13 protein-coding genes are annotated in these 16,114 nt (G+C 32.9%); 12 read left to right on the top strand and 1 reads right to left on the bottom strand.

The genetic code is table 11. The annotated features are described in order from the left end of the window. Positions 1-247: 247 nt before the first annotated feature. From ABD676_RS08415 to ABD676_RS08445, 7 genes are all read left to right on the top strand, one after another. The gene (locus ABD676_RS08415; protein WP_344674177.1) at positions 248-2,446 is read left to right on the top strand and encodes an ATP-binding protein; all 2,199 of its coding nucleotides are present in this window, start codon (positions 248-250) and stop codon (positions 2,444-2,446) included. 151 nt (positions 2,447-2,597) lie between these two features. Then, on the top strand, positions 2,598-4,388 hold the full coding sequence (gene lepA, locus ABD676_RS08420) for a translation elongation factor 4 (RefSeq protein ID WP_344674179.1): 1,791 nt from the start codon (positions 2,598-2,600) through the stop codon (positions 4,386-4,388). Between the two features lie 31 nt (positions 4,389-4,419). Further along, on the top strand, positions 4,420-5,304 hold the full coding sequence (locus tag ABD676_RS08425; RefSeq protein WP_344674181.1) for a bifunctional 5,10-methylenetetrahydrofolate dehydrogenase/5,10-methenyltetrahydrofolate cyclohydrolase: 885 nt from the start codon (positions 4,420-4,422) through the stop codon (positions 5,302-5,304). 71 nt (positions 5,305-5,375) lie between these two features. Continuing rightward, positions 5,376-5,885: a hypothetical protein gene (locus ABD676_RS08430; protein ID WP_344674182.1), complete on the top strand. Its 510-nt coding sequence runs from the start codon at positions 5,376-5,378 to the stop codon at positions 5,883-5,885. Between the two features lie 93 nt (positions 5,886-5,978). Beyond that, the gene (locus ABD676_RS08435) at positions 5,979-6,428 is read left to right on the top strand and encodes a hypothetical protein (protein WP_344674183.1); all 450 of its coding nucleotides are present in this window, start codon (positions 5,979-5,981) and stop codon (positions 6,426-6,428) included. Between the two features lie 81 nt (positions 6,429-6,509). Beyond that, a complete protein-coding gene (locus ABD676_RS08440) occupies positions 6,510-6,998 on the top strand; it encodes a BON domain-containing protein (RefSeq protein WP_344674184.1) in 489 nt (162 codons plus the stop codon). An 11-nt stretch (positions 6,999-7,009) separates the two neighbouring features. Next, complete coding sequence (locus ABD676_RS08445) at positions 7,010-7,432, top strand: SH3 domain-containing protein (RefSeq protein WP_344674185.1); 423 nt, start codon at positions 7,010-7,012, stop codon at positions 7,430-7,432. 78 nt (positions 7,433-7,510) lie between these two features. Here ABD676_RS08445 and ABD676_RS08450 read toward each other — a convergent pair whose 3' ends face one another. Beyond that, positions 7,511-8,086: an Ig-like domain-containing protein gene (locus tag ABD676_RS08450; protein WP_344674186.1), complete on the bottom strand. Its 576-nt coding sequence runs from the start codon at positions 8,084-8,086 to the stop codon at positions 7,511-7,513. A gap of 1,195 nt (positions 8,087-9,281) precedes the next feature. Here ABD676_RS08450 and ABD676_RS08455 point away from each other — a divergent pair. From ABD676_RS08455 to ABD676_RS08475, 5 genes are all read left to right on the top strand, one after another. Further along, positions 9,282-10,157: a helix-turn-helix domain-containing protein gene (locus ABD676_RS08455; protein ID WP_344674187.1), complete on the top strand. Its 876-nt coding sequence runs from the start codon at positions 9,282-9,284 to the stop codon at positions 10,155-10,157. A 41-nt stretch (positions 10,158-10,198) separates the two neighbouring features. Then, positions 10,199-11,245, top strand: a complete 1,047-nt coding sequence (locus ABD676_RS08460; protein WP_344674189.1) for a helix-turn-helix domain-containing protein — start codon at positions 10,199-10,201, stop codon at positions 11,243-11,245. Next, the gene (locus ABD676_RS08465) at positions 11,242-12,804 is read left to right on the top strand and encodes a helix-turn-helix domain-containing protein (RefSeq protein ID WP_344674190.1); all 1,563 of its coding nucleotides are present in this window, start codon (positions 11,242-11,244) and stop codon (positions 12,802-12,804) included. The genes ABD676_RS08460 and ABD676_RS08465 overlap by 4 nt, the downstream gene beginning before the upstream one ends. 728 nt (positions 12,805-13,532) lie before the next feature. After that, complete coding sequence (locus ABD676_RS08470; RefSeq protein WP_344674191.1) at positions 13,533-14,633, top strand: HEAT repeat domain-containing protein; 1,101 nt, start codon at positions 13,533-13,535, stop codon at positions 14,631-14,633. Positions 14,634-14,649: 16 nt separating this feature from the next. Then, complete coding sequence (locus ABD676_RS08475) at positions 14,650-16,101, top strand: glycosyltransferase family 2 protein (protein ID WP_344674192.1); 1,452 nt, start codon at positions 14,650-14,652, stop codon at positions 16,099-16,101. Positions 16,102-16,114 lie beyond the last annotated feature (13 nt).

Here is a 16,114-nt window from a genome sequence, read left to right on the forward strand (position 1 = left end):
GCAGTGCTTTTTTTATTTGACTCCTAATCAATTTTTATTTATTCAAGTATTTGTAGAATACGTTTTTCTAAAATCTTGTTTTTCAGTTTTATTATGGGTCATTATTGTATGTTTTTTATTTATTGATTATCAAAAAAAATATATTGCTGAAATTATAACTTTTATTAAATTTATAATGAATTAACCCTTAGATTTGCAGGACAAGCTTTATGTAAAATAAGGGCGAATAACTAACTATTATTAATTCATGGATAATCAGACATTTTCTGAGGATAATGCACATTATCTTACTGATTGTATTCAATCGTATGGATATCTTCTGATCGTTGATCGAGATCTAACCTTAGTTAGTATCAGTGAAAATTGTAGCTCATGGTTAACTGAACAAGTTAGTTCATTTTTAGGAACTAACCTAAATGATCTTATCAGTCAGCACCTTCCTGGAAATTATCAAAACGTTCAGAAAGGTATAGAACAAGTTATATCGGATTACAAAGAACGTGTTTGGTTAGAGGTTATAGTTAAAGAGGAAGAATGCTACCTGAATATCTATAATTTTGAAGATTATATTTATTTGGAGTTTGAAAAGAAGTCTTTAGATAATAGTGTTTTCTTCCCAAAATTCGAGAGTTTTAATAGACTTTTGAATGAGAATAAAGATCATATTTGGGAGGTTGTTTGTGGATATATTGCAAAAATAAGTGGATTTGATCGAGTGCGTGTATTTCAGTACGATGAAGATGAGAATGGAATTGTTATTTCAGAGTATATTGGAAATGATGCACTAAAAGGAATTAAGGATTGTTATTATCCAAATATTGATGTTTTTAAATACGCGAAGCAGGTTCATTTAGTCAATGCGAGTCGTTATTCGGCACAGGTGGATGGACCTACAGTTCACATGCTGTCACAGGTTGGGATTTCACCTAGTTTGCAGCAAACAGGGATACGAGCCGTACTTCCATTACATGCTGAATACCTTATTCGGGACGGGGTGAATTCCAATATGAGTATGGGGATAACTGTCAAAGGTAAGTTGTGGGGTTATATTTTCTGTCAAAGCCAAGAAGCAAAAAGAGTTTCCTTATTGAAACGTGAGGCCATGCTAAGTTTTATCCAAATGGCGATGAATGCTTATGAGGATACCCAACGAATATTGGAAAGGAAGTGGTATGAGGAAATCAAGAATTTTGAGTTGCTGTTAAAAGAGCAATTAATCTTAAACCGAGATCTTTCAGAAGTATTAAAACAGTTAGGAGAAAAGCTTTGCGAATTTGCAGATGCTGATGCTATGGTTATTCTTAGCGAAGGCAATATGTTCACTTATAAAATTGAAATAGGTAAAATTAAAGCCAATGCTATTGTAGATCAAATAGCAAGCCTCACGAAAGGACATTATTTTGCTGATCATGAATTTGTTCTAAAATATGGCAAGAAATTGGGTTTGAATTTCGAACGCTTTGCTGGAGTAGCGGGGATCGATGTATTGCCAGAAAGAGGATTTACGATCCTATTTTTCAAACGAGAGGTTATTCAGAAAAGAAAATGGGTTGAAAAGCCAGAGGAGTTGATGAATGAGCTTAATCCTTATATGGAGTTTGAAAATGAACCTCATCCTAAATTTCAGATTTGGCATCAAACTACCTATAAGCGTTCGACAAAATGGACCAAAAATGAAATGTTCTTTTTCGAAAGGTTAAGAAACATTATCACGGATAGTTTTAAACGATTGGCTCAAGAGATCAGTTTGTTGAATAACGAAGTACTCAACTTAAATAAAGCATTAGATGATTATGCCAATACAGTAAGTCATGATTTGAAAAATCCACTTTCTGCGATTAATCTTTCCACTCAAATGATGATGCAGAAACTGGATATGAATGAGGATTTGAGGCATAAAATGCTTAAAAACAGCAAAGATGCTGTCAAGGTTATTACCGACATGCTAACCTCTATTCATGAGTTTTCTAAAGTAAAAGGTTATGATTATAAAATGGAGCCGGTGTATCCAGTAGAATTTATCCCTCAAATCGTTGAATTTAGTAAAATCAGATATGGTTCTGAACTGTTGTCAAGTAATTTTGGGAATCTCCTTCCGATTTACGGAGAGAAAACCATTATTTATCAATTATTTCAGAATTTCATAGGCAATGCTGTCAAATATAGTGCTAAATCAATAGCACCTAAGGTTTCTATCCATTCAGAATTAGATCATGAATTTGTTCGCTATATTATTGAGGATAATGGGATTGGAATTGCAAAGGAGGAATTAAACAATATATTTGATTCATTTAAACGACTGTCTAATGCAGTAGATTATGAAGGTACCGGTTTGGGGCTTTCCATTGCACGTAGAATTGCAGATCGACTGAATGTACAGATCAATATTGATAGTGAATTAGGAGAGGGGACAAAAATTATCCTTTTATTTCCCAACGAAAACTAATTAGCACTGTGACAAAAAATTAATCTCTCGTATTTCTTGTTATATAATTGAAAGATATTAGCTTTTATTCTTAAAATGCTTCATTTAAAACGGGGAAAGCTCGTTTAAAAAAATTATATTTGCGAATTAATTTGAAGGCATAAAAACCTATATGAAGCATATACGCAATTTTTGTATCATCGCGCACATTGACCACGGTAAAAGTACATTGGCCGATAGATTGTTAGAGTTTACCAATACCATTACCCAACGTGAGGCACAAGCTCAGTTGTTGGACAATATGGACTTGGAACGTGAAAGAGGGATTACGATCAAGAGCCACGCTATCCAGATGGAATATGTGAAAGATGGACAGAAATACATCCTTAATCTTATTGACACCCCAGGACACGTGGATTTCTCGTACGAGGTTTCTAGATCCATTGCTGCCTGTGAAGGTGCTTTGCTTATCGTCGATGCTTCTCAAGGTATTCAAGCCCAGACTATTTCAAACCTTTATTTAGCTTTAGAGCATGATCTAGAAATTATTCCAATCTTAAATAAGATGGACCTTCCTGGAGCAATGCCTGAAGAAGTTAAAGATCAAATTGTTGATTTAATCGGTGGTAAACGTGAGGAAATCATTCCGGCCTCTGGTAAGACAGGAATGGGAATTCCAGACATCTTAAATGCGATCGTAGAGCGCGTTCCTGCACCGGTTGGTGATCCTGATGCTCCCTTACAAGCTTTGATCTTTGACTCAGTATTTAATTCCTTCCGTGGAATTATGGCCTATTTCAAAGTTGAAAATGGCGAAATCCGTAAAGGAGATAAAGTGAAATTCGTCGCTACAGGCAAAGAATACTATGCAGACGAAGTAGGAACCTTGAAGTTAAATCAAGTGCCTAAAGAAGTCATTAAGACTGGTGATGTAGGGTATATTATTTCAGGTATCAAGGAAGCTCGTGAGGTAAAGGTAGGTGATACCATTACCCATAAGGAAAGACCATGTGCCTCGGCTATTCAAGGTTTTGAAGAAGTTAAGCCCATGGTATTTGCTGGTATTTATCCTGTAGATACGGAAGATTACGAAGAGCTGCGTGAATCGATGCACCGATTGCAATTAAATGATGCTTCTTTGGTTTTTGAACCTGAGTCTTCTGCTGCATTAGGTTTTGGATTCCGTTGTGGTTTCTTGGGAATGCTTCATATGGAGATTATCCAAGAACGTTTAGAGCGTGAATTCGACATGACTGTTATTACAACAGTTCCCAACGTATCCTATAAAGCTTTCTTGACAAAGGATAATGAGGAGGTGGTTGTTCACAATCCATCAGATCTTCCAGATCCAAGTAAATTGGATAGTATTGAAGAGCCTTATATCAAAGCGAATATCATTACTAAAGCTGAATTCGTAGGACCAGTAATGTCTCTATGTATTCAAAAGCGTGGTACCATTATTAATCAATCTTACTTAACTTCTGACCGTGTTGAATTGGTGTTTGAAATGCCAATGGGTGAAATCGTATTTGACTTCTACGATAAGTTGAAAACTATTTCCAAAGGATATGCATCCTTTGATTATCATCAGATTGGATACAGAACTTCAGATTTGGTTAAATTGGATATTCGTTTGAACGATGAACCGGTAGATGCTTTGTCATCCTTAATTCACCGTAGTAATGCTTATGATTTTGGTAAAAAGATCTGTGAAAAGTTAAAAGAGCTTTTACCACGTCAGCAGTTTGAAATTCGAATTCAAGCATCTATTGGAGCTAAGATTATTGCAAGAGAGACCATTTCAGCTTTACGTAAAGATGTTACTGCGAAATGTTATGGTGGAGATATTTCTCGTAAGCGTAAATTGTTAGAAAAACAGAAGAAAGGTAAAAAACGCATGCGTCAGGTTGGAAACGTAGAGATTCCACAGTCAGCGTTTATGGCAGTATTAAAACTTGATTAAACATAGGATAAATCAACCTTTTACATAAAATATGAAGTTACTAGACGGAAAAGAAGTTTCTGCAAAACTAAAAGAAGACATTAAGCGCGAGGCTGCTGAACTAACCGAAAAGTTAGGTCGTAAGCCGCACTTGGTTGCTATTTTAGTAGGACATGATGGTGGAAGTGAAACTTACGTTGCCAGCAAAATGCGCAACTGTGAACAAGTAGGTTTTGATTCGACAAATCTACACTATGAAGACGATATCACAGAAGAAGCATTATTAGCAAAAATTGCTGAAATCAATGCGGATGATGAGATTGATGGTTTAATTGTTCAACTTCCTTTGCCGAAACATATCGATCCAGAGAAAGTAACAGAAGCTATTGATTATAGAAAAGATGTGGATGGTTTTCATCCTATCAATCTTGGTCGCATGCAACGAAATTTACCAAGTTTTATTCCTGCTACGCCATATGGAATTATGTTGATGTTGGATCATTATAAATTGGATATTTCAGGTAAAAAGGCGGTTGTTGTTGGTCGTAGTAATATCGTTGGTTCACCGATGAGTATTTTATTGGCGCGTAATAGTAACCCTGGTAATTGTACTGTAACATTGACGCATAGCCGCACCCAAAACTTAAAAGAAGAGGTTTTGCAAGCTGATGTTGTTGTTGCTGCAATTGGTAGAAAAAACTTTGTGACTGCCGATATGGTTAAAGAAGGCGCTATTGTTATTGATGTTGGTATCAATAGAGAAACTTCAACCGAAACCAAATCAGGTTATAAGCTTTATGGAGATGTGGATTTCAATGAAGTTTCCAAAAAAGCTTCTTGGATTACTCCTGTTCCAGGAGGAGTTGGTTTGATGACCATTATTGGTTTATTAAAAAACACACTTGAGGCTGCAAAGGGTACTGTTTATCCTAAATGATTTGTGGTATAAATTTTGCGAATAACCCAATGATTAACTCGTAAACATATAAACAAAAATTACAGATTAACATGAAAAAAATTGGATTATTAGCTGCTGTTGCTTGTGCTATCGTAGTATCATCATGCAACAATAACACTTCTACAGTTGACAAAAACCACGATGGTGATACGACAGTAGGCGAACATTTAGACCACTCTGTTGAAACAGCTGAAGAGCATGCTGCACATTTAAAAGCTGATGCTGACAAAGCAGTAGCTGATGCAGAGGCAGACATGAAAAAAGCACAGGCTGATTTAGATGCAGCTGTGAAAAGTGGTGATAAGCAAGCCCAAAATGCAGCACAAAAAGCATTAGATAACGCGAAGACAGCATGGGAAAAAACAAAAGATGCTGCTAAGGCTGCCGGAGAAGCTGTTGAAAAAGGAGTAAACAATGCTGTCGATGCAACAAAAGATGCAGCACACAAAACCGGTGATGCAATCGATAAAGCTGCAGAAAAAACAGCTGATAAAGCAAAAGAATTATCTAACGAAGCTGAGCGTAAAGCTAAGAACGTTAAAGAAGCATTAGAAAACTAATTAAATATTTTATTTTAATTGGTTATTAGGTTTTTAATTGAAGCGCCAAATCACATTTGGCGCTTTTTTATGGACTAATATTTATATTGAAAAATGAAAATTGATAAATCACGTTGGATTCAAGAGATTACCTTACGAACTGAAGCTAGGTTGAATGAAATCTTAGCTGCAATGGAATTGGCGAATGATAGTTTAGTTAATGACACCAAAAGTAGTATGGGCGATAAATATGAAACCTCCCGTGAAATGGCACAACAAGAACTGACCAGATTACAACAACAGTTAAAGCAGGTTGAAAATGATTTGGCAACTTTACAGCTTCTTCCTACTGAAAGCAATAACATTGTCGCAATGGGAAGTCTCGTTGTTACAAATCAATTTAATTACCTTATTTCCATATCAATTGGTCAAGTAAAATTTGAGGAGGAGGTTCTTATGGTTATTTCTAAAGAATCACCCATAGGCAAGCTTTTACTCGGAAAATCTAGAGGGGATCAAATTACGTTTAATGGAAATGAGATCAATATAATAGATTTATTATAATACGATAATACTTTCTTAAAACCATCTTACTGTTTTTTTGTTTAGATTTAAGTATACATTACTAACATAAAAATATAATTTATGAATCTTAAGAAATTCTTATCAGTAGCGATGGTTTCTGCAGTATTATTGTCAGGAACAGTTGCTTGTAAGTCCAAGATCTCAGATGCGGACTTAAAGACAAAGGTTGAAACGGCTATTCAATCAAATCCAAATGTTCAAGTGGATGTAAAAGAGGGTGTTGTTACCCTTAATGGTACAGCCGCTTCTGAAGAGGAAAAGATTAAAATGGAGGATGCCGCAAAAGCAGCTGATGCTAAAGGTGTAAAATCTGTAGTTAACAATATTGTGGTAAATGTTCCGCAAATCGAAGTTAACACCAATACAGATGATTTAACTGCTAAGGTTAATGAGTTTACGAAGGATTTTCCTACCGTAAAAACTACAGTAGCAGAAGGCGTAATTACAGTGACGGGCGAGTTGGAACAAGCTCGTGTACAAGCCTTGAAAATGGGATTAGATGCATTAAATCCTAAAAAAGTGGATATGTCTGGTCTTAAGGTTAAATAAGGAGGAAAATTATGAGTTTACAAAGCAAATATCAAGTATTGATCGATACAGCTAAATCATCAGGAATTAATGATTTACAAATTGCTGAACAAGATGGCGTTTTACAAGTTCGTGGAACTGCACCAAACGCAGATGTGAAAAACAAATTGTGGGATGTTTATAATCAAATTGACCCTAATTTCTTATCTGGTGATGTGGTAATGAATGTAGATGTTTCTACGTCAGTTGCAGGTTCTCAGGTTCGCGTAATCACAGAGAGCAGTAATTTAAATATCCGTAAAGGTCCAGGTACTGACCAACCGATTGTTGGCAAGGCTGCTAAAGATGAAGTAATTACATTGATTAGCCGTGCTAATGACCAATGGTGGTTAGTAAGAACTAAAGATGGCGAAGAAGGCTATTGTTATGCACAATACCTTGAGCCCATTGGATAAATATTATATGTCAATTTATATTTGACAATTATTAAATAGGTATAAGAGATTGAGGATTGTCCTCAATCTCTTTTTTTATTATTCCTTATAATGTAAGTAAATAGCAAGTAGCCTTTTGTTTTCATCTTTGTCCAATACAATTTTCAAATCTTGATATTCATTACTGAAATTCATATTATCGCCTTCAGAATGGTCTAAAATGTATCTTTCCTTAAAAAATGTCCTTATGGTATGCTCTTTTTGAACATCAACCACGCCAAATATTATTCCTGAATTTGAAACTCTTTGATTTGAAAAGGTGTAAAATATTGTCTTTCCATAAGCACTTGGACTTTCATATTCTGATACCATAAATGTTTTATTGATTAGCTTCCGCTTTTCCTTGGATTCTATTTCTAAAATTTCTGCATCAGCTATCAAAATTGGTTCTTGTATATCTTCTACATAAGGAGTGACTGTAATTTCTTTTTCAATGACTTGTTCATTAAATCTCGCTTTAATTATTGTTTTTCCAATATGCATTGCAGTTACAAGTCCATTTTGGTTAATCTCTGCAACATAGGGATTGCTAGAATGCCAATTAATTGAATTTTCAGTGTGATTTGTTTTTAAAACGATCGTTTCATCATATTTTAATGAGCTTAAATCGTTCATAAACTTAAAAGGAACTGAATTATTATTTTTCTTACAGGATCCTTGAACTAGAAGAATAAGGATTAGGAGAAAAAATAAATGGAAAGAATGGCGGTTTTGCATGCTGTATAGTTTTTTTTACTAAATTAAACTTAAAATATTAGCGTATTGAATATATTGTGTTAACAATAAGTAAAAATACACCTTTATATTTAAATTAATTGTTAATTACAATTTTTGTCTATATTGCATTGTTGTAAACACGGCATTATAAATGAGATTGCTTTAGAAAGGTGCACTATTTCAAATTATTAGTTTCTAAATCATTTACAGTTGCTGTAGTTACCTCAACAGGCATATATTTTGTTCTGGAAAATTACCTGTTGCAGGCCGACCCAATAACTTGTAAGTTCCTTGAGGTATAATTGGGAAATAGAATTGTCCTGCTTCATTAACTAGTGATCCCAAAGAATTTTGTCCATTAATTAGTAATTTGTGAAAGTATGCATCTTTTGGAAATAGCATTCCTATTACAGTCAATGTTTATAGCTTTAAGAATTTGAAATCCTGTCAAATTAATGCAGAAAACAGATAAATATAACTTTCTTAAATGATTTCAATCATAAATCAAATTATAATAAAGTATCTTTTATTATAATTATTATATTTGTTATAGATAAATTAATTTAATAAATAGGTTAAGAGGTAAAAAGATAGAAGTTAAGCCTTAAAGATTTTAAAAATTGTGGAAATTGTACATCTCATTTTTCATAAAGAGAAAATTATACTACAATAAAGTTCTATTGATTTATTCTAATTTGTTGAAAATTTATCAATGCTACCATTGAAAATTAACCGATGTTAACAATTAAATCTCCATAAAAGGGAGAGCTTATAAATGAATCCTAAACATTCATTTACTAGTCTAGTTCAGTTTTTCTTAGTTTTCAATGCTGATGTTTAACAGTATTAATTTGTTATCTGGGAATTCTCAGGTATACTTAACTATTTACTTATGAGTATTAAATGTCTTATAGATATCTTATAGTATTCCTGGTTTTGTTACAATGTTATTTAGGAGTATCTAAGTGGTAGAATTTGAATGCGTTTTTAAAATATTGAAAAATTAACATATCCTACAATGTTCAATAAAAACAATAGATTTAATCTGTTGATTTCAATCTTTTTTTTGTTATTGATAGTCCATGTTCCACTAATGATCAACAAGTTTGATCTTCAAATAGGTTTATTATATGGTCCAATATTGCTTTTTGCGTATTACTCCTTAAATAAATTACCGGAGAATAAGTCAATTACTATTCTACATTTTTTACCCTTCTTTTTCTTCAGCATAACATATTTAACAGCTTTAAATAGGCTTACAATATCTTATGTAGTCATGTTTGATGCTGTGAATTTAATTTCATTGTTGAGCTATTCGGTTTATATTTTATGGAGGGCAGTTCGAGAAATTAAATTAAATGATAAGCTGAAAATGCTTTTGTTAGAAATACTCTGTCTTTTTGGATTAGCAGTTAGTTTTTTTCTATCAATAGGTATTGCCAATAGGTTTTATAAATTCAATTCTGGTGTAAATACCGAATTTATTATAATTTCGATTTCTGTTTTTTCTATTGTCATTCTAATTGGTTATTTCATTTCCAAATACACGAATGTAAATACTCAAGTTTACTATAATCTATCTGAATCTAGTGTAACCCTAACAGATGAGCTGACCATTACTCAGAAGAATTATTGTATTGAACGTTTCACTAATTCCATGGAAAAGGACCGGTTATTTCTTGATGCAAAACTGACAGAGGAAAAGCTTCTTAAGTTTACGGGGATGACCGTTAAGTGCCTAGACTTTTTTTTAATGCAACATTTAGAGTTGGATTTTGAGGATTGGGTAGCGAAATATCGTGTCAATCATGCCTTGGCATTACTTAATTCGGATAATCAAGATGTAAAAGTTGAATTCTTATCCAACTTATCTGGATTTCCTTCAAAGACAGAATTCAATAAATATTTTAAATTATATACAGGATTTTCCGCATCGGAATATCGAAGTAGAAAAATAATCAAATCATGATTTTAGTATTTATTTACGGTCTCATTATAACGGTTTGTTTAATGGGTTTACAAATTTATTATTTACTACCTGAGAAAAATAGCTTTGATAAGGTAATCATGAGTCTGTTTATACTCGTTTTGATCCATATTAGTTTTGCTGCAGTATTTCGGGATGTTGTGAAGGGCTATCAATTTGTCGATAGAGGAGCCCCGTTTGGTATGTTATATGGTCCATTGCTTTTTTTCGCTTTTAAGGCGTCTCAAGGAAAGCTGATACGACCAATACAGATCTTTCAGCATCTATTACCATTTTTAATATTACTTACTGTATTTGTCTATTTTTTGGCATCTCCTACTTTTAGATTGAATAATAGTAGAGACTATTATCTTGCCTTGTATTCGCTATTTGGTATTTCTTGGTTATTTTATCCAATTTTGTTGCTTTTCCAAGGATCAAGGTTAGACCTGTCACTTTTTAATATTAAAAGGATATTCTATTATTCTATTATTCTTTTATTAATTCTTTCGGCTATCATTTTACCAATAATTTTTTCCAGCTTTCTAAATCAAGAATCGGCAGATACCCCAATTTCTGGGGCCACTATTTATTTAATCATGCTATTTGGGGCAGTTCTAACCTATAATTATATGTTGAAGGAATTGGCTCAACGTAAAATTTTACCTACGAAGATTCTATTAAATGAGTTAGTATCTAAAGAAATCCAAAATGAATCGGTTATTGAAGAAGGGTTTAGCCACCTTTTATACGAAGAAAGAGTATTGGACTATTTAAAACAAGAAACCTATTTAGATCCAGAGTTTACCATTGAAAAAATGCAAAAGGATTTAAAGATGAGTAGAAGCCAATTGTCTCAATTTTTTAAGGAGTATTATAAGCAAAATGTTTTAAAAACTATTAATTCCTTACGAATCCAGGCAGTTTGTAGTGCATTAGAGGAGGAGGATTTTGACATGAATATTGAGGAATTAGCCCTTCGGTGTGGATTCAGTTCAAGAGCATCATTTTATAGAAATTTTAGCTTTGAAAAAGACTGCACACCATTTGAATATAGAGATCGCGTTATAAAAAAAGACACCTACCTATGAAATATTTTGTATTTATACTAGTTTTTTTCACCTTTTCATTGAAAATAGCTCTCTGTCAAGAAATGAAGTTTGATGAGTTATTAAAATTAGTTGAAACTAAATATTTTTGGACTGATCTTAATAAGGCTGAAAAAATCACTGATTCATTAATAAATTCGACTAGCAGTTCCGAGCAAGAGATTGGAGCATTATTATTAGGTGCTAAAATTTCGAGAAGGAATGGGGATTTTTTTCTAGCAATTCAAAGAACTCGAATTGCTGAAAGGAAGGCCGAACTATCTGGATATTATGAATTGGCATGTAAGGCGTCTTGGTTTCTAAGTGAAAGTTTTTTAGAAACCGGTTTGATTGGTGAAGCAAATCGATATTTATTGCGGGCAAAGAGAAATGCTGAATTAATTCGAGAACCCTCAAAAATGAAATCTATTCAAACCCATCTTCTTCAAGAAGAAGCAAGAGGGTTAATGGCAAAATCTGATTATGTTGCTGCGATTAAATTGCTGGAAAGTAGCGCGTTTCAAGTGAAAAGCAATTCAAGTAACTTCTCTTTAAATGTTGAACAGCATATAAATTTTCAACATTTAATGGGGGTATGCTATCTCGAATTGGGTAAATTAAACCTCTCAGGGAAATATTTGTATGAAGCTCTTCAGCATGCAGGTTCTTTAAAAGATGAAACAAAACTTGCGATTTACCAAGCACAAGCAGAGCGTTTATATAAATTAGGAGAATTGGATTCTTGTAAGTATTTTTTGGATAAAGCCTATCCATATGTTGAGAAAGTTGATCCCATTCGTTTAAAAGAACGTTTGTATTGGACCTTTGCACGGTATTTTGCCAGTAAAGCTGATTATATAAATTCCAATAAATATTTTGAGTTCTTTAATCAAGCAGTATTAGAACGCGTAGACCTTGCAGGTCAAATTGCAGATGAACTTATAATAGAGTTTAATAAAGAGCAGCTCAGTATCAAAAAAAGAAATCTAATCCTTCTATGGACGCTTATTGCTGTTATCGTGTCGGCAGTATCCTATTATATTGTGAAAAAACAAGGTGCTAAAGTATATCTCCCACTAGTTGAACCTGATCAGGATAATTCATTACGAATGGATTTGATGGAGTTAGATATTCCTGCTAAACTTCATGTTAAAGAGCATCCTGTAGAGAATGATCTTAATATATCATTAGATACCGAGAATAGATTAGTTAGAGATTTAAATGTTTTAGAAACCGATATGTTTTTCTTGGATAAGAATATTACTTTAACTAATCTGGCAAATAAACTACAGTCGAATCAGAAATATGTATCTTATGTTATCCGAAAATATAGGAGTCAGAACTTTAATGATTATGTTCTAAATCTTCGAATTCATTATCTTATTGATCAATTAAAAGAGAATGAGATTATGTTGGATTATAAATTGTCTTATTTAGCTGATTTAGCAGGGTTTTCTTCGCATAGTAAATTCACCATGGCATTCAAATCAGTGGTGGGTATGCCTCCTTCTCAATATATGGAGGACTTGCGAGATTTAATTATGAAAAGAAGTAATCGATAATACCTGATTGCATTCCATTAAAAGCAATTAACAGTATTATTTTTATTTAAAGTTCACTAATGTGGTGAGATTTTAATTTCTAAAATGTCCACCTTTTCCGTTTTACCACCTTCTGTTTTAACAATTTTGTGGAATTCTCAAAGTGGACAATCTCAATTTTGATTTCCGTTTTTTTAAAATCGGAAATGAGATTTAAACTCATTTTACGCTAATTACCTCAAAAAATGAAATTATTCCTGTTATTGAGTTAAATCTTCTTTTTGGTCCTTTGGTTACTTTTTCATAAAGAAGAATATTAATCTCACTTTTACTTAAAAAAAATAAATAAGTATGCGTTTTTATGACTAAAATGAGATGTCCACCCCCTTAAACAGGCATTTCTTTGTCTAAAAAACATATCTTCCTTTCAATTTCAGGAATTTTAAAACATATATTTTCTTTATATTATTTAAAAAATTAAAGCCTTAATAATCAATTGGTTTTGGTGTTAAAGCAGTGTCTTGAAAATGAACTTTTTAGTTAAAATTAATTAATGAGACATGCTTTCTTTGTGATTCATGGTAGTTTTGAAGTGTCGAATTAGCCGATAGTTTTTATAAACACGCATAAAAACGCTTATTAATTTTTCGGTAATAAATTTTTCAAAATCAATAATATCAAAACAAACTACGATTATGGATTTGAGTTTTTATTTTAAATATTACCTCCTTTATTTAGAGAATAAATTCATGGGGTATCCAATTGTTATTCGATTGACTGTATTAATTGTCATGGCATTAATATGCATCTATTTATTCAGCCTTGTAAGGTTTGTTTGGATAAATAGACGAATACGCAAAAAAGAAAAGATCAAAGAGCGTCTAATAAATCGATTGGATGGAAGAATTCATTCCATTCTGTCAAATAGTGATAATCTTTCTGAAAAGCATATTCAAGAAAAACTTTCAGATGTGTTTTCGATTATAAAATCAAAGAGAAAAGATTTAATAACTGACTTATTAATTGACATTAGTGATGAACTAAAGAAAGGCAATGCCCATTGGAATGAAGAAAACTACAAAACGCTTATTTATTCCTTAGAAATACCTATGTTTTGGGAGTCTGAGCTGATGTCAAATAGTTCAAATAGAAGACATGAGGCTTTGCGCAAGCTTGATGATTTGGGAAAGGGGTTTACTAGTTCGATTTTAATGCGTTCTACGAACCATAAAAATAAAGAACTACGAAAACAAGCTCGAGCAGCAGTACTTAAATACGATAATATTGATCCTTATAAGTTTTTAGATGACAGTTTTGATCAAGATTTTAATGCTTTAGATGAAATATTAATACACCGATTTTTAGCTGAAAAATCAAATAATGGTCGTTTGCCTGTTCTATCTCGCTGGGTAATTAATGCCAAAAACGTGAACTTTAAAGCGTTTATGATTAGAGAAATTGGAAAGTTTAAACAAACGGAATGTAGTACCTTCCTTGTTTCCTTATTGCAAGATGAACTTCCTCCGATATTAAAATCCGCAATTATTTATTCACTTGGAGAATTGAATTGTTTTGAACAAGAGGAAAGATTTATTCAAATGTATCCTATTGCAAATTCTGAAGTTCAAAAGTCAATTATTGATGCCTTGGTAAATTTCAATACGCAGACAGGGCTTGACTTTTTAACTAAACAATTCTTTAAATCTACTGATAACGAACAGAAAGTTCATTTAGCTTATTCCATAAAAAAGTTTGGGGAACAGGGTAGAATAAGCTTAGAAAACCTATCTGCACGTTCAAATGATTTTGAGCGTAAAATATTTGATCAAGTAAAATATCAATTAAGCTAAATTAAACTGACCAATTATGTTTGACTTTCTTTTTAATTTTTATGGTTATGTCATATTCTTTTATGCCACCACCATTACCATAATTTACATTGGGTTAGCAGTTTTAGGCTATTTTAATATTCTTCGAAATCGGGTGAAATATACCAAACGTGAAGAGCAAATTCTGATTGATTATCCTGAAACAGCTCCTGGTATATCAATTGTTGCCCCAGCGTTTAATGAAGAAGTAATTATTGTAGATTCTGTGAATTCCTTGCTTTCATTGGAATATCCTACCTATGAAATTATCATTGTAAATGATGGCAGTGAGGACAGTACTTTAGATTTATTGGTATCACGCTTTGATCTTATTGAAGTTCCTTATGCTTATTTGGAAAAAGTAGCTTGCAAACCTTTTAAACGCATATTTAAATCTACGAATCCTTTATATGAAAAATTAATTGTTGTCGATAAGGTAAATGGAGGGACAAAGGCTGATGCAATGAATGCTGGTGTAAATGTCGCGAAGTATGATTACTTCATCAATACGGATGTTGACTGTATTCTAGCCACAGATACACTAACTAAAGTTATTTTACCAGTACTAGATTCGGATGTCCCTGTGATTGCTGTAGGCGCTACGATGCGTATGGCTAATGGTTGTGAATATAAGGATGGAAAGATTACACGTGTAAGACCCCCAGCTGACTTTGTTCCAACCTTCCAAGAAACAGAATATTTAAGATCTTATCTTGTAGCTAAGATGGGTTGGTCATCTTTAAATGCAATTCCAAATGTGTCTGGTGGTTTCGGTTTATTTGAAAAAAACATCGTTATTGCCTGTGGTGGGTTTGATACCAAATCCCATGCGGAAGATATGGACATGACACTTAGGATGATTGCACATAAACGAGAGAATCAGCTTCCATATAAAATTGTACAAGTTCCACATTCACTTTGTTGGACTGAAGGACCGCCAAACTTAAAAGTCTTAGCTAGACAGAGAACCCGATGGGGTAGAGGATTATTACAAATCTTTTTTGTCCATAAAAAATTCCTATTCAATCGTAAGTATGGTAGAATGGGTTGGTTGATCATGCCGTATGCTTTCTTTTTTGAACTCTTGGCTCCAGTCATCGAAATATCCGGATTCTTATTTCTATTATTTCAATTATATACGGAACAAATCAATTTCAATACTTTCTGGTTGATGCTAGCCTATGTTTATCTTATTGGTATAAGTATTTCGACAATTACTATCATGTTTGATATTTCTATTAATAAACTCTATAGGAACTTAAACGAATACATGAGATTAGTTTTATTTTCCGCTTTTGAGGCTATGATGTATCATCCATTTGTCGTCATTTTTACTATCCGTGGTTACTTTCAGTTTTTAACCAAAAAAAGTTTTAAATGGGGTAATATGACAAGACAGGGATTTAATTCACCAAAAGATCCCATCAACACAACGTCCAAAGCAGCCTAGTTTATTTATTGTT

The organism is Sphingobacterium kyonggiense, assembly GCF_039536825.1.
Lineage (GTDB): Bacteria > Bacteroidota > Bacteroidia > Sphingobacteriales > Sphingobacteriaceae > Sphingobacterium > Sphingobacterium kyonggiense.

Coding starts and splice junctions, on each gene's coding strand:
- ABD676_RS08415 (WP_344674177.1), top strand. CDS start 248: ATGGATAATCAGACATTTTCTGAGGATAATGCACATTATCTTACTGAT.
- lepA (WP_344674179.1), top strand. CDS start 2,598: ATGAAGCATATACGCAATTTTTGTATCATCGCGCACATTGACCACGGT.
- ABD676_RS08425 (WP_344674181.1), top strand. CDS start 4,420: ATGAAGTTACTAGACGGAAAAGAAGTTTCTGCAAAACTAAAAGAAGAC.
- ABD676_RS08430 (WP_344674182.1), top strand. CDS start 5,376: ATGAAAAAAATTGGATTATTAGCTGCTGTTGCTTGTGCTATCGTAGTA.
- ABD676_RS08435 (WP_344674183.1), top strand. CDS start 5,979: ATGAAAATTGATAAATCACGTTGGATTCAAGAGATTACCTTACGAACT.
- ABD676_RS08440 (WP_344674184.1), top strand. CDS start 6,510: ATGAATCTTAAGAAATTCTTATCAGTAGCGATGGTTTCTGCAGTATTA.
- ABD676_RS08445 (WP_344674185.1), top strand. CDS start 7,010: ATGAGTTTACAAAGCAAATATCAAGTATTGATCGATACAGCTAAATCA.
- ABD676_RS08450 (WP_344674186.1), bottom strand. CDS start 8,086: ATGAACGATTTAAGCTCATTAAAATATGATGAAACGATCGTTTTAAAA.
- ABD676_RS08455 (WP_344674187.1), top strand. CDS start 9,282: ATGATCAACAAGTTTGATCTTCAAATAGGTTTATTATATGGTCCAATA.
- ABD676_RS08460 (WP_344674189.1), top strand. CDS start 10,199: ATGGGTTTACAAATTTATTATTTACTACCTGAGAAAAATAGCTTTGAT.
- ABD676_RS08465 (WP_344674190.1), top strand. CDS start 11,242: ATGAAATATTTTGTATTTATACTAGTTTTTTTCACCTTTTCATTGAAA.
- ABD676_RS08470 (WP_344674191.1), top strand. CDS start 13,533: ATGGGGTATCCAATTGTTATTCGATTGACTGTATTAATTGTCATGGCA.
- ABD676_RS08475 (WP_344674192.1), top strand. CDS start 14,650: ATGTTTGACTTTCTTTTTAATTTTTATGGTTATGTCATATTCTTTTAT.